Genomic DNA, 14,832 nt, shown 5'->3' on the forward strand with positions numbered 1-14,832 from the left:
CCCATCGCAACTGTATCCATGATCGATCCGCTCCGTGTCCGTCGCAAACATCGATTTGATCCCGTTTGAGTGACCGCCGCAACAGCGGCGCAACAAAGAACACCGTTACTTGCCGTCAGTGACCCGGATTGACCGCTACAAACCGTAGGAAAGCTTCTTGCAAACCACTGATTCCACTGCAAAACCCTCGCTGAGCAAGGCAAGTGCCGAGCACACGCCCCTCATGAAGCAGTTCTTCGCCGCCAAGTCCGAGTACCCGGACCTGCTGCTGTTCTTCCGCATGGGCGATTTCTACGAACTGTTCTACGACGACGCGCGCAAGGCCGCGCGGCTGCTGGACATCACCCTGACCCAGCGCGGCAGTTCCGGCGGTGCGCCGATCCCGATGGCCGGGGTGCCGGTGCATGCCTACGAGGGCTATCTGGCGCGGCTGGTGGCGCTGGGCGAGTCGGTGGCGATCTGCGAGCAGATCGGCGATCCGGCGCTGGCCAAGGGCCTGGTCGAGCGCAAGGTGGTGCGCATCGTCACCCCCGGCACGGTGACCGACGAGGCCTTGCTGGACGAGCGCCGCGACACCTTGCTGATGGCCATCGCGCGCACCAAGCAGGGCTACGGCCTGGCCTGGGCCGACCTGGCCGGCGGCCGTTTCCTGGTCAACGAGGTGGACAACGAGGACGCGCTGGAGGCGGAACTGGCGCGGCTGGAGCCGGCCGAACTGCTGGTGCCCGATGAGGACCAATGGCCGGAGTTCCTGCGCGAGCGCCGCGGCGTGCGCCGCCGGCCGCCGTGGCTGTTCGACGCCGACAGCGGTCGCCGCCAGTTGCTGGCGTTCTTCCAGTTGCACGATCTGAGCGGCTTCGGCATCGACGACAAGCCGCGCGCCACCGCCGCCGCCGGCGCCCTGCTCGGCTACGTGGAGGAAACCCAGAAGCAGCGCCTGCCGCACCTGACCGCGATCGCGATGGAGACCGCCGGCGAGGCGATCGCGATGAACGCGGCCACCCGCCGCCACCTGGAACTGGACACGCGCGTCGACGGCGACACCCGCAACACCCTGCTGGGCGTGCTCGACAGCACGGTCACGCCGATGGGCGGGCGCCTGCTGCGGCGCTGGCTGCACCGTCCGCTGCGCCTGCGCGAGGTGCTGGTGCAGCGCCACCACGCGGTCGGCACGCTGATCGACCGTGGCGCCGACGCCGACCTGCGCGAGGCGTTCCGCGCGCTCGGCGACGTCGAACGCATCCTCACCCGCGTCGCCCTGCGCTCGGCGCGCCCGCGCGACTTCTCCACCCTGCGCGACGGCCTGGGCCTGCTGCCGAAGGTGCGCGCGGTCCTGGCACCGCTGGATTCGCCGCGGCTGGCGGCGCTGGCGGCGGAGCTGGGCCAGCACGACGAGATCGCGCACCTGCTGGCGTCGGCGATCGCCGAGCAGCCGCCGCTCAAGCTCAGCGACGGCGGCGTCATCGCGGCCGACTACGACGCCGAGCTGGACGAACTGCGCCGGCTCAGCACCAATGCCGACCAGTTCCTGATCGACCTGGAAGCGCGCGAACGCGCCAGCAGCGGCATCGCCACGCTGAAGGTCGGCTACAACCGCGTGCACGGCTACTACATCGAAATCAGCAAGGGCCAGGCCGACAAGGCACCGGTGCACTACAGCCGGCGCCAGACCCTGACCAACGCCGAGCGCTACATCACCGAGGAACTGAAGAACTTCGAGGACAAGGTGCTGTCGGCGCGCGAGCGCGCGTTGTCGCGCGAGAAGCTGCTCTACGAAGGCCTGCTGGACACGCTGGGCGAGCGCCTGGAGCCGCTCAAGCGCGCCGCCGCCGCACTCAGCGAACTGGACGTGCTGGCCGGCTTCGCCGAACGCGCGCAGGCGCTGGACTGGACCCAGCCGGAACTGGAGACCGGCGCGTGCCTGCGCATCGAACGCGGCCGCCACCCGGTGGTGGAAGCGGTGCGCGAGCAGCCGTTCGAACCGAACGACCTGGACCTGCACCCCGACCGCCGCATGCTGGTGATCACCGGCCCGAACATGGGCGGTAAATCGACCTACATGCGCCAGAACGCGCTGATCGTGCTGCTCGCGCACATCGGCAGCTACGTGCCGGCGCGGCGCGCGGTGATCGGCCCGATCGACCGCATCCTCACCCGCATCGGCGCCGGCGACGACCTGGCCCGCGGCCAGTCGACCTTCATGGTCGAGATGGCCGAAACCAGCTACATCCTGCACCACGCCACCGCACAGTCGCTGGTGCTGATGGACGAGATCGGCCGCGGCACCTCCACCTACGACGGCCTGGCCCTGGCCGATGCGGTGGCGCGCCATCTCGCACACCACAATCGCTGCTACACATTGTTCGCCACGCACTATTTCGAGTTGACCGCGCTGGCCGACGAATCGGTCGAAGGCGGCGCCAGCGGCATCGCCAACGTGCATCTGGACGCGGTCGAGCACGGCGACCGCCTGGTGTTCATGCACGCAGTCAAGGACGGCCCGGCCAACCGCAGCTTCGGCCTGCAGGTGGCGGCGCTGGCCGGCCTGCCCAAGACCACGGTGGCGCAGGCGCGGCGACGCCTGGCAGAACTGGAACAGCGCGGCGGCGAGAGCCATGCCTCGCAGATGGCGCCGCAGGCGCTGGACGCGCCGCAGCAGTTCGGCCTGTTCGCGGCCACGCCCTCCGCCGCGCAGGAAGCATTGGCTGCGCTGGATCCGGACGAACTCACACCCAAGCAGGCGCTGGAAGCGCTGTACCGGCTCAAGTCGCTGCTATAGGCGGCCTACGATTTAGCCCCTCTCCCATCGGGAGAGGAGTTGGGGTGAGGGTCCGGCGCGAAGCGTCTCGCAGTGTCAGGGCGCACGAGGCTGCGCCCGTACCCTCATCCGCCCCTGCGGGGCACCTTCTCCCGGAGGGAGAAGGGAGGCGCCAAAGCCCCTCTCCCCCGGAGAGGGGTTGGGGTGAGGGTCCGGCGCGAAGCGTCTCGCAGTGGCAGGGCACACGAGGCTGCGCCCGCACCCTCATCCGCCCCTTCGGGGCACCTTCTCCCGGAGGGAGAAGGGAGGCACCAGAGCCCCTCTCCCACCGGGAGAGGGGTTGGGGTGAGGGTCGGTCCACGCGGCGAGCACACCCACCCTCCAGTGGCCCACCTTCCACTAGGCAGTCGCCGGCACAGCGCTCGGGCGCGGCATGAACGGGTTCGGATGCGCCGCCAGCAACGCATCGTCGATGGCCGCGGCACGCTGCGCCGCCGGGCGCGCCATGTGCCGCTGCACGAAGGCGACAAACGCCGGCCGCGCCTGCAGCACACCGATGCGCGTGTAGAAGCCGAGGAACGCCGCGGCATAAAGGTCGGCCGCGCTGAAGCGATCGCCGGCCAGGTGCTCGCGACCGGCGACGCCCTGCTCCAGCATGTCCAGCAGGTCCTCGCCATGGCCGTAGCCCGCGCTGTGCGCCGGCGCCAGCGTGCCGTGCTGCTTGGCGGTCAGGAACGCCTCGGCCGGACCGGCCAGCAGGAACAGCCAGCGGTAGTACTCGCCCCGCGCCGACGATCCCAGCGGCGGCGCCAGTTGCCGCTCCGGCACCAGATCGGCCAGGTAGGCGCAGATCGCCGCGTTCTCGGTCACGACCGTGGTGCCGTGGACCAGCGCCGGCACCTTGCCCATCGGGTTGATCGCCAGATACGCCGGCGTCTTCATGCCGGTGCCGTAGTCCAGGATCTGCGCGCGGTACGGCAGGCCGGTTTCTTCGAGCATCCAGCGCGCGATGCGGCCGCGCGACATGGGGTGGGTGTAGAGCACAAGATCGTGGGACATGGTCGGACTCCGTGGTGGACGCCACGCAGTCTGCGCGTGCCCTGCTGACACCTGCTGTCAGGAGCCGACGCCGTGTCCGGTGGCGGCGCGCCAGCGCCGGATCAGCAGATGCCGTCGCGTCGGGTAGCGTTCGCTGTCGTCGCGCAGCGCCAGCACCCGGTCGGCACGGAAATGGCGGAAGTCGCCGCGCAGTTCGCACCACGCCGCGATCATGCCGAAACCGCCCAGGAAGGCCATCGCGAACGGCCAGATGCGCCGTTGCGAGGCGACGCCGCCGGCATCGGCGTAGTCCATGTGCAGCACGTGTTCCAGGCGGATGCCACGACGCAGCACCGGTAGCCACGGTGCCGCCGGCTGCGCGGGCGTGGCTGCGGGCACCAGCAACCCGCTGGTCTCCAGCGCCAGCCGCAACGGTGCCGGCAGCGACGCCCCGATCCGGGTGATGGCGCGCTGCGCGGCCTGCGCCAGTTCCGGATCGGCCTGGCTCGCCACCCAGCGCGCGCCCAGGGTCAGCGCTTCCAGTTCGTCCTCGCTGAAGTTCAACTCCGGCAGCAGGAAACCCGGGCGCAGCACGTAGCCTACGCCGGGGTCGCCGAGGATGTCGGCGCCCTGCCCGCGCAGGCTGGCGATGTCGCGGTACAGCGTGCGCAGGCTCACCCCCAGATCGGCAGCGAGCTGCGCCCCGGCCACGGGCCGACGGCGCCCGCGCAGGGCGTCGAGCAGGCGCAGCAGACGGGTGGCGCGTTGAGTCATCGCGACAGGATAGTGGGCAGGCGCCGCCAACGGGAGGCACTGGTGCGTCAGGCATCGCCCGCCTGGCGCTGCTGTCCGATCGGTGTCGCACTGCGCAGCGACGCTGTCGCCTGGAGGAAACACGGACTTCTATACTCGACGGCGAACGCGCCGCCCTGCTCCGTCGCAAACGAGCCGCGGACACCAGCACAGGCCGCACGCGTCCGCGACGGCCACATCCAACGAGGGAACGCATGCAGCCACGCTCGCGAACGTCGTCACGCCAACCGGTTCCCTGCGCCACCGCCGGTGCCCTGCGGGCGCCACATCCGCGCAGCGGCGGTCGCGGCCTCCGGGACTGAGGCGACGATGATGGAATTTGTCCTTTTTGCCATCGGCGTGGTCGTCGGTGCGGTGCTGTTGCATCTGGCGCGCCCTCTCGGGCGCAGCGCCTCCGCGCAGCGGCCTGCACCGGCGACCGACGCCAGCGAGAACCACCACGCCGCGCCCGAGGCAGCGCAGGAAACCCCGGCGCAGCATCTGCAGCGGCTGCGCCAGCAGGTGGAAGCACAGGACGAGCAGATCCACAGCCCTGCCGATCTGGCACAGATTCCGCAGTTCCAGCAAGGCGTGGCGCTGCTGGCGGGCGCGGAGTTCTCCCATCAGGAACTGGTCGAGGCGCTGGGCAGCCCAGGCTACGTGCTGCCGTGCATGGCAGCGCAGGCTTTGGCGCAACGTCGCCCCCCGGATGCGGACGCGGTCCTGGACGTGCTCCCGCACCTGGGCTCGTATCCGCTGAGCTTCCTGTTCGACTACCTGCAGCGCCTGCCGGATGCCGACCATCTGCACGCGCTGCTGCGCCACGCACGCGACTGGTGGTGGAACGTCGTCCCGTTCCGGCAACGCCTGCGCGCTTATCTGCAGTGGGCCGCAAGCAAGACCCCGGCGGACCGCCCGGTGGATTTCGACGAACTCGACGATGCGGCGCTGACCGCACTCGGCGACAACCTGGCGCAGTTCAAGGAACCGGTGCTGGAGCCGTTCCTGCAGCGCCTGCACGACGCACGCAAGCAGCGTCGCGAGCAGCGCGTGCTCGGCGGCTTCGGCCGTGTCGTCGCCGCGGTGCCGGCGCGCCTGCGCCTGCACCACCCGGGGCTGGACGCGGCCTTGCAGCGCGCCTACGAGCACGTGGTGACCACGCCCCCGCAGCCGGTCCTGCTGGTCGGCGAGCACGGCGTGGGCAAGAGCGTGCTGATCGACCTGCTCAGCGAACGCCTGCTCGGCGAAGGCTGGCGCGTGTTCGAGGCCTCCGCCGCGGAGATCCTGGCGGGGCAGAGCTACATCGGCGAACTGGAGGGACGCATCCGCGAGATGCTGGCGGTCCTGCATCGCGAGCGCGCCCTGTGGCGCGCGCCGGACTTCTACGACCTGCTGCACAAGGGCGCGCATTCGCGCGATCCGCGCGGCATCCTCGATCTGGTGCTGCCGGCGCTGGAGCGCGGTGAGCTGCGCCTGATCGGCGAGATCACGCCGCGGCAACTGGCGCAACTGCAGGTGGCGCGGCCGACCACGCGTTCGCGCTTCGAAGTGGTGACGCTGGCACCGGCCGCGTCCACCGCGCTGGCGCAGATCGGCGCACAGTGGGCGCAGGCCCAGGCGCAGGCACTGCAGACCGAGGTGATCGACGCGCGCGCCCTGGCCGAAGCCGAACGCCTGGCCGCGCAGTACTTCCCCGATCAGCACGAGCCCGGCCGCCTGCTGCAACTGCTCGACGAGACCCTGCAGGCCGCGAAGGACGGCGACGACGCACGCCTGCCGCTGGACGACGATGCCCTGCTGCAGGCGGTGGCCAGGCGCAGCGGCCTGCCGCTGGAGGTGATCGACGATCGCCAACGGCTGGAACTGGAGACGCTGCGCCGTTTCTTCCGCAAGCGCGTGCTGGGCCAGGACGAGGCGGTGGAGACCCTGCTCGACCGCATCGCCATGCTCAAGGCCGGGCTGATCGACAGCCGCCGCCCGATCGGCGTGTTCCTGTTCGCCGGCCCGACCGGCACCGGCAAGACCGAATTGGCCAAGGCACTGGGCGAACTGCTGTTCGGCACTCCCGAGCGCCTGCTGCGCCTGGACATGAGCGAGTTCCAGGGCGAGGACGCGCTGTATCGGCTCACCGGCGACGACAGCGCCGGGCAGCGCACGCTGATCGCACGCATCCGCGAGCAGCCGTTCTCGGTGGTGCTGCTGGACGAGTTCGAGAAGGCCCACCCCAAGGTCTGGGACCTGTTCCTGCAGGTGTTCGACGACGCCCGCCTGAGCGACCGCAACGGCAACACCGCCGACTTCCGCCACAGCATCATCATTCTCACCAGCAACGTCGGCGCCACGCTGGCCCGCGGCGCCGGCCCCGGCTTCGCCACCGTCGCCGGCGGCTACTCGCGCAACGCGGTGGAAAAGGCGGTGTACGAGACCTTCCGCCGCGAGTTCGTCAACCGGCTCGACAAAGTGGTGCTGTTCAACCCGCTGGATCGGGCGCTGATGCGCGAGATCCTGCACAAGGAACTGGATCGCACGCTGACCCGGCGCGGCCTGCGCAATCGCGCATGGGCGGTGGAATGGGAGCCGTCGGCGATCGAGTTCCTGCTCGACCGCGGCTTCACTCCCGACCTGGGCGCGCGGCCGCTGCGCCGCGCGATCGAACAGCATCTGCTCGCGCCCCTGGCACGCAGCATCGTCGAGCAACGCGCCCCCGAAGGCGACCAGTTCCTGTTCGTTCGCGGCGCCGGCGACCGCCTCGACGTGCGCTTCATCGCGCCGGATGCGCCGCCGACGCCGGAGCCCCTGCCCGCCGCGGTCGACCCCGCCGCGCCGACGGATCTGCGCGACCTGGTGTACGCGCCCAATGCAGACAGCGCGGTCCTGCCGCGCCTGGATGCGGCCTTGCATCGTCTGCAGGAATCGCACGCCACGCCGGCCTGGCGGCAGGCGCGCGAGGCCGACTTCGCCGCCATGGGCGAGCGCGATTTCTGGTCGCAACCCGGCCGCTTCCAGGTGCTGGACCGGATCGAGCGCCGCGACCGCATCGAAAGCGCGCTGGCCACCGCCGTGCGCCTACGCGCGCGGCTGGACGGCGGCGCCCAGCGCGACGGCGAGTTCGTGGCGCGCCTGACCCAGTTGCTGTGGCTGCTGCACCTGGCCAGCACCGCGCTGCAGGAGCAACGCCCGCAGGATGCGCTGCTGGACCTGCGCATCGGCGCCAGCGAGCTGCACCGGAATCCGGCCGAAGCGCGGCAATGGTGGCAACGTCTGCTGCAGATGTATCTGGCCTGGGCCGAGCAGCGCAACATGCGGGTGGAGGTGCTGGCACAGGATCCGCAGCAAGGTCGCGCCTGGCTGGCCATCGCCGGCTTCGGGGCACTGGCGTTGCTGGACGCGGAAGCCGGCCTGCACGTGCAGGAGCAGGAGGTCGACGAACCGACCCTGCGCCGGCTCGCGGTGCAGGTGCGGGTCGCCCCGGACCTGCCCGGGCAGGCACGGCGCGCGCCCATCGGCGAGGACGAACTGCGGGTATGCCGACGCTATCGGATCGCGCCTTCGCCGCTGGTGCGCGACAGCGTCCGCGGCTGGCGCAGCGGACGCCTGGAGCGCGTGCTGGGTGGCGATTTCGACGTGATGCCGGTCGACTGAGTCCTGCCAGGGGCGCACGCAGCATGCGCCCACTGCAGGGAGCGACGGCGAGCGAGCGATGCGCAGCCACACCGCGCACCGCCATCGATGTGATAGCTACGTCCTATCGATTGATTAGAAGAATTCGAATTCTATAAATCGCGGCTTCCGCCTATCGTGTCTCCAGTTTCACCGTGTCGCCGCCGTATGATCGCGGCGCCGAGCCACCCCATCTCGTCCACCAAGAGCCAAGGCAGCCTCCCATGACCAGCGAATCGAAATGCCCGTTCCACCAGGCTGCCAGCGGCAGCGGCACCAGCAATCGCGACTGGTGGCCCAAGCAGTTGCGCGTGGACCTGCTCAACCAGCATTCGGCCCGTTCCAACCCGCTGGACCCGCAGTTCGATTACGCCAAGGCGTTCAAGCAGCTCGATCTGGAAGCGCTCAAGCGCGACCTGCATGCGCTGATGACCGATTCGCAGGACTGGTGGCCGGCCGACTTCGGCCACTACGGCCCGCTGTTCGTGCGCATGGCCTGGCATAGCGCCGGCACCTACCGCACCGGCGACGGCCGCGGCGGCGGTGGCCGCGGCCAGCAGCGTTTCGCTCCGCTCAACAGCTGGCCGGACAACGTCAGCCTGGACAAGGCGCGGCGCCTGCTGTGGCCGATCAAGCAGAAGTACGGCCAGGCCATCTCCTGGGCCGACCTGCTGATCCTCACCGGCAACGTCGCGCTGGAATCGATGGGCTTCAAGACCTTCGGCTTCGCCGGCGGCCGCGCCGACACCTGGGAGCCGGACCAGGACGTGTACTGGGGCCGCGAGACCAAGTGGCTGGGCGGCGACGAGCGGTATTCGCACGGCTCGCCGGGCGTGGACGAGGCGCACGGCGTGCTGGTGAAGGACGACGACAGCGAAGTGCGCCACACCCGCGACCTGGAAAACCCGCTGGCCGCGGTACAGATGGGCCTGATCTACGTCAACCCGGAAGGTCCGGACGGCAACCCCGACCCGCTGCTGGCCGCCAAGGACATCCGCGACACCTTCGGCCGCATGGCCATGAACGACGAAGAGACCGTGGCGCTGATCGCCGGTGGCCATACCTTCGGCAAGACCCACGGCGCTGGCCCGGCCGACCACGTCGGCGCCGAGCCGGAAGCGTCCGATCTGGAAAGCCAAGGCCTGGGCTGGTCCAACAGCTTCGGCAGCGGCAAGGGCGGCGACACCATCACCAGCGGCCTGGAAGTCACCTGGACCACCAAGCCGGCGCAGTGGACCAACGAGTTCTTCGAGCACCTGTTCAAGTTCGAGTGGGAACTGAGCAAGAGCCCGGCCGGCGCCCACCAGTGGGTGGCCAAGAACGCCGAGGCGGTGATCCCCGACGCGCACGACCCGTCGAAGAAGCACCTGCCGACCATGCTCACCACCGACCTGGCGCTGCGCTTCGACCCGGCCTACGAGAAGATCTCGCGCCGCTTCCTGGAGAACCCGCAACAGTTCGCCGACGCCTTCGCCCGCGCCTGGTTCAAGCTGACCCACCGCGACATGGGTCCGCGTGCGCGCTACCTCGGCCCGGACGTGCCGGCCGAAGAACTGCTGTGGCAGGACCCGATCCCGGCCGTGGACCACCCGCTGGTCGACGCGCAGGACATCGCCGCGCTCAAGAAGACCCTGCTCGATTCCGGGCTGAGCGTGGCGCAGCTGGTGTCCACCGCCTGGGCCGCGGCGTCCACCTTCCGCGGCTCGGACATGCGCGGCGGCGCCAACGGCGCGCGCATCCGCCTGGCCCCGCAGAAGGATTGGGAGGTCAACCAGCCGGCACAACTGGCGCAGGTCCTGGCCACGCTGGAGCGCATCCAGGCGCAGTTCAACGGCGCGCAGAGCGGCGGCAAGAAGATCTCGCTGGCCGACCTGATCGTGCTCGGCGGCGCCGCCGCGGTGGAACAGGCGGCCAAGCTGGCCGGACAGATCGTCGAGGTGCCGTTCGTGCCGGGCCGCATGGATGCCTCGCAGGAACAGACCGACGTGGAATCGTTCGCGGTGCTGGAACCGATCGCCGATGGTTTCCGCAACTACGCCAGGCGCCGTTACGCGCTGTCGGCCGAAGCGCTGCTGATCGACAAGGCGCAGTTGCTGACCCTGACCGCACCGGAGATGACCGTGCTGGTCGGCGGCCTGCGCGTGCTCGGCGCCAACAGCGGCCAGTCCGCGCACGGCGTGTTCACCGATCGCCCGGGCGTGCTCAGCAACGACTTCTTCGCCAACCTGCTGGACATGGGCACCGAGTGGAAGGCGACCTCGGAGATGAAGGACGTCTACGAAGGCCGCGACCGCAAGAACGGCGCCGTGAAGTGGACCGGCACCCGTGCCGACCTGGTGTTCGGCTCCAACTCGGTGCTGCGCGCCGTGGCCGAGGTCTACGCCAGCGCCGACGCGCAGGCGAAGTTCGTGCGCGACTTCGTCGCCGCCTGGACCAAGGTGATGCAGCTGGATCGCTTCGACCTGGCCGCCTGACGACGGCAGACGGGGCGCCGCAGCGGCGCCTCGCGTGTCCTGCCTGCATGACGACAACGCCCCGCTCGCCGGGGCGTTGTCGCGAGTGTGAGGGCAACCGCCACACTTCGAATATGCGGCAAAGACGACGGCATGGTTTCGACGACGCAGCGCGTCGCAGCTGAAGCCGATGCCACAGCACGCACCACTCGCCGTAGGAGCGGCTTCAGCCGCGACCGCAGCACGCTAACCGCGTCGTGGCATCCATCGACGCGAACGTCCGGCAGGTCCACAGGCCATCCTCGGGCGGAGATCGAGACAGTGTCGCCTGATGAACGCACGGCATCCATCGCGTTCGGCTACAGCGCGTCCAGATCCCCCAGCGCTCGGATCAGCCGCCGCGCGCGCTTGTCCGGCTTGCCCTCCGGCGCCTGGTAGCCATTGCGCTCGGCGCTGCGCTGCGCGCGCAACTGCGCGCGGCGCTCGCGCGAGGCTTCGCTCTCCAGGTACAGGGTCTGCGCCACGCTGGCCGGGCCGCGGGTGTCGCTCAATCCCAGCACCTGGATCTCGAACACCTCGTCGCCGCGCTGCACGCGTACCTGCTCGCCCACGCGCACCGCGCGCGAGGATTTCGGCCGCTGCCCGGCCACGTCCACCTTGCCGGTCTCCACCGCCTGCTTGGCCAGGCTGCGGGTCTTGAAGAAGCGCGCGGCCCACAGCCAGACATCCAGGCGCACCGCGGCAGCTTGTACGACAGATTCATTCATTGCGTTGCTCGACATCCACTCGCGTTGGGGATTGCAGGCAGTCAAAGGCGACGCCGGATCGGACGCCATCGCGCCGCCGAGGGCATGCGCGGCGCACACGTCTCTCCGCACAGATGGCGATGCGATCGCACCAATGCAAGCACCGCCCCGCGGGAGTCCACCCTCCGGGATGAATGGGTTGGCAGGGAGCGAGCGACCTCGAGGCAGGCGCCCCGGAGGGCGGCTCGCTCAGATTGACTGTCTCATGCCGGTGCTGGCTTCGCCCCCTACTCCGCACCAAGCCCATGACCCGAGCCGTGCCGAACGCAGTTCCATCCTCGCCGCAGCGCACCACCGCGACTCGGATAGGACCGGCCACCCCCGTGAGGGCGCATGCCACCCGCCATGGAGTGGCGCAGGTCCGCTCCCCCACCCGCCTGTTGCACAAACGCTGCGCAGACCCAGATCCGCCCATCGCCCCGCCGACATCCGTCGGTGCTAGTGTGGCCGGCTCACGCTCGCTCCCGACCCGCGATGACCAAGCCCGCTGCGCTCACCGAAGGCCCGATCGGCCGCCAGTTGCTGCTGTTCTCGCTGCCGATCCTGGCCGGCAACATCGCGCAATCGCTCAACGGCTCGGTCAATGCCGTGTGGATCGGCCGCTATCTCGGCGAAGCGGCGCTCACTGCCGCGGCCAACGCCAACAGCATCATGTTCTTCCTGATCGGTTCGGTGTTCGGCATCGGCATGGCCGCCACCATCCTGATCGGCCAGGCGATGGGTCGCGGCGACGTGGCCCAGGCGCGGCGGGTGATGGGCACCAGCGCCACCTTCTTCATCGGCATCTCGGTATTGATCGCCGCCGGCGGCTGGTGGCTGGCGCGGCACCTGCTGGCGGCGATGGGCACGCCGGCGGCTTCGCTGCCGTTGGCCGAGGCCTATCTGCGGGTGATCTTCCTGGCGATGCCGCTGCTGTACACCTTCGCGTTCCTGTCGGCGGCGCTGCGCGGCACCGGCGATTCGCGCACGCCGTTCCGCTTCCTGCTGCTGTCGGTGGTGCTGGACATCGGCTTCAACCCGCTGCTGCTGTTCGGGCTGGGGCCGTTCCCCAAGCTGGGCATCGCCGGGGCGGCCTGGGCCACGCTGATCGCGCAGGCGGTGTCGCTGACCGGGTTGCTGCTGTACCTGCGGCACAAGCGCCACGTGCTGTGGCTGGGCCGCCGCGACGCGCGGCTGTTCCGGCTCGACCTGCCGATCCTGCGCGCGCTGATCGTCAAGGGCGTGCCGATGGGCCTGCAGATGGTGCTGATCTCGCTGGCGATGATCGTGATGATCTCGCTGGTCAACGGCTATGGCACCGCCACCTCCGCGGCCTACGGCGCGGCGCTGCAGCTGTGGGCCTACCTGCAGATGCCGGCGATGGCGATCGGCGCGGCCTGCTCGTCGATGGCCGCGCAGAACGTCGGTGCGCAGCGCTGGGACCGGGTCGCGGCGACTGCGCGCAAGGGCGTGCTGTTCAATTTCCTGCTGACCGGCGCGCTGATCGCGCCGCTGATCCTGTTCGATCGCTGGACCCTGGCGCTGTTCCTGCCGCCGCACAGCGCGGCGCTGGAGATCGCACGCCACCTCAACCACATCGCGGTGTGGTCGTTCCTGTTCTTCGGCGTCACCTTCGTCATCTCCGGCGTGGTCCGCGCCACCGGTGCAGTGGTCCCGCCGCTGCTGATCCTGGCGCTGTCGCTCTGGGGCATCCGCGTGCCGTTCGCGCAGTTGCTGCAGCCGCAGCTGGGCGTGGATGCGGTGTGGTGGAGCTTCCCGACCAGCGCCACCTGCGCGATGCTGCTGTCGCTGGCGTATTACCGCTGGGGCAACTGGCGCAAGGCGCGGATGCTGGCGCCGTCGCGGCCGGAGACCGTGGCGCATCCGGCGGAAGTGCCGGTGCAGCCGCCGGCACCGGTCGCCGACGTGGCGGTGGCGCAGGATCCGGCGCGCTGAGTGCCTGGGCGGCGGGGGTGCCTTGCCGTCGAATCCCCCGCCACTTGTAGATACCGTCTTACCCCCTAGCAGGCAAGGCCCCTTTTCGGATCGAACGCCGTGCCCGATTTGAGAACGCCGTAGGCCAGGTGCAGGAGCTTGCGCATGGCGGCGCACACGATCTGCTTGCCGGCTTTGCCGCGTTCGCTCAGCCGCTGTTTCAGCGCCCGGATGATCGGGTTGTGGGTCATGGCCACCAGGGCCGGCATGAACAGGCCCGCGCGCAGGCGGGACGAGCCGGTACGCGAGATGCAGACGTGGCCTTTGCGCTCGCCCGACTCCTGCAGGCACGGATTCAGGCCCGCGAAGGCGGTCACCGCCGAGGCATCGGCGAAGCGCCTCACATCGCCAAGCTCGGCCAGCATCAAGGCCGCGCTGGTGTCGGCAATGCCCTGGATGCTCACCAGCAGCTCGCGCTGCCCACGCAAGGTCGGATCCTGGTCGATATGGTCATCGATGGCCTGCTCGATCTGGGCGATGTGGTGTTGCAGATCGGCCAGATGGACCTGGATCGAGTCCTTCACCTGGGCCGGAGCGACGTCCAGCCGGTTGCGCTCCATCTGCAGCATCTGTTGCAGATCCTGGCGCCGGCGCACCAGCGCTTTAAGCTGCTTGAGCGCCGGCGGATCAGGGGACCAACGGCGTAACTGCTCGCGGTGACGCAGGGCATAGCTGGCGATCAGCTTGGCATCGCTGCGATCGGTCTTGACCCGGCTGAGTTGGCTGCGTGCGTACGCGGCCGTCTGTGCCGGGTTGAGCACGCACACCCGATAGCCTCGTGCGTGGAGGAACTCGGCCAGCGCCTGGTGGTAGGTGCCGGTGGCCTCCATGGCGATCCAGCTATCGGACTGGGCATGCGTCTGCAGCCATGCCTGCAGGGCCTGGAAGCCCTTGGCATCGTTGGACAACTTGGCCTTGGTACGGTGCTTGCCATTGGTCAGCTCGATGGCCACATCGAAACTGCGTTTGGCGACGTCGATGCCGATGACGGGAGACATGCGCGATTCCTCCATCGTGTCAGGGTCATGATCGGCGCTGGGCCCGGTCCTGCCTTGTCGATGCGAGTTCACGCCCGGGGGGGCGGACTCTGGATACCGTTCGGACACCCAAGGGCCAGCATGTGGAGGGCGGAGCCGATCTACGATGCAAGCTCGAAGCTTTAGGAGCGACTGGACCTCCCACACCTCCTCCGATGATCAGTCGGAAGACATGACGCCTGTTTAGGGGCGACATGTCCAGATACAAGGAGCGGCTTCAGCCGCGACCAACCCGCCGACCATCATCAAGAAGGACGCAGGCGCTCAGCAGCGAGCGGTTCTGGGAATGCCCGGTCGCGGCTGAAGCCGCTCCT

The 14,832-nt window shown here is 69.5% G+C and carries 8 protein-coding genes; 4 read left to right on the top strand and 4 right to left on the bottom strand.

Going from position 1 to position 14,832, the window contains the following annotated elements:
• Positions 1 to 223 precede the first annotated feature (223 nt).
• Entirely contained in the window at positions 224 to 2,779 is a 2,556-nt protein-coding gene (gene mutS, locus AC1PMG_RS15410; RefSeq protein WP_481109469.1) for a DNA mismatch repair protein MutS, read from the top strand.
• A 378-nt stretch (positions 2,780 to 3,157) separates the two neighbouring features.
• On the opposite strand, the gene AC1PMG_RS15415 is transcribed toward mutS, so the two are convergent.
• Positions 3,158 to 3,817, bottom strand: a complete 660-nt coding sequence (locus AC1PMG_RS15415) for a glutathione S-transferase family protein (protein WP_481109470.1) — start codon at positions 3,815 to 3,817, stop codon at positions 3,158 to 3,160.
• Positions 3,818 to 3,874: 57 nt separating this feature from the next.
• Complete coding sequence (locus AC1PMG_RS15420; protein ID WP_017907930.1) at positions 3,875 to 4,570, bottom strand: helix-turn-helix transcriptional regulator; 696 nt, start codon at positions 4,568 to 4,570, stop codon at positions 3,875 to 3,877.
• 351 nt (positions 4,571 to 4,921) lie between these two features.
• On the opposite strand from AC1PMG_RS15420, the gene AC1PMG_RS15425 reads away from it, so the two are divergent.
• Entirely contained in the window at positions 4,922 to 8,230 is a 3,309-nt protein-coding gene (locus tag AC1PMG_RS15425; RefSeq protein WP_481109471.1) for an AAA family ATPase, read from the top strand.
• Between the two features lie 242 nt (positions 8,231 to 8,472).
• On the top strand, positions 8,473 to 10,722 hold the full coding sequence (katG, locus tag AC1PMG_RS15430) for a catalase/peroxidase HPI (protein WP_152238406.1): 2,250 nt from the start codon (positions 8,473 to 8,475) through the stop codon (positions 10,720 to 10,722).
• A gap of 338 nt (positions 10,723 to 11,060) precedes the next feature.
• Here katG and AC1PMG_RS15435 read toward each other — a convergent pair whose 3' ends face one another.
• Complete coding sequence (locus AC1PMG_RS15435; protein WP_043092749.1) at positions 11,061 to 11,468, bottom strand: RNA-binding S4 domain-containing protein; 408 nt, start codon at positions 11,466 to 11,468, stop codon at positions 11,061 to 11,063.
• Positions 11,469 to 11,981: 513 nt separating this feature from the next.
• Here AC1PMG_RS15435 and AC1PMG_RS15440 point away from each other — a divergent pair.
• Positions 11,982 to 13,442 (top strand): MATE family efflux transporter, encoded by a 1,461-nt coding sequence (locus AC1PMG_RS15440; RefSeq protein ID WP_342073425.1) that lies wholly within the window; start codon positions 11,982 to 11,984, stop codon positions 13,440 to 13,442.
• 65 nt (positions 13,443 to 13,507) lie between these two features.
• Here AC1PMG_RS15440 and AC1PMG_RS15445 read toward each other — a convergent pair whose 3' ends face one another.
• The gene (locus AC1PMG_RS15445; RefSeq protein ID WP_481109034.1) at positions 13,508 to 14,479 is read right to left on the bottom strand and encodes an IS110 family RNA-guided transposase; all 972 of its coding nucleotides are present in this window, start codon (positions 14,477 to 14,479) and stop codon (positions 13,508 to 13,510) included.
• Positions 14,480 to 14,832: the final 353 nt, after the last annotated feature.

This window comes from Xanthomonas sp. NCPPB 2250 (genome assembly GCF_056725265.1).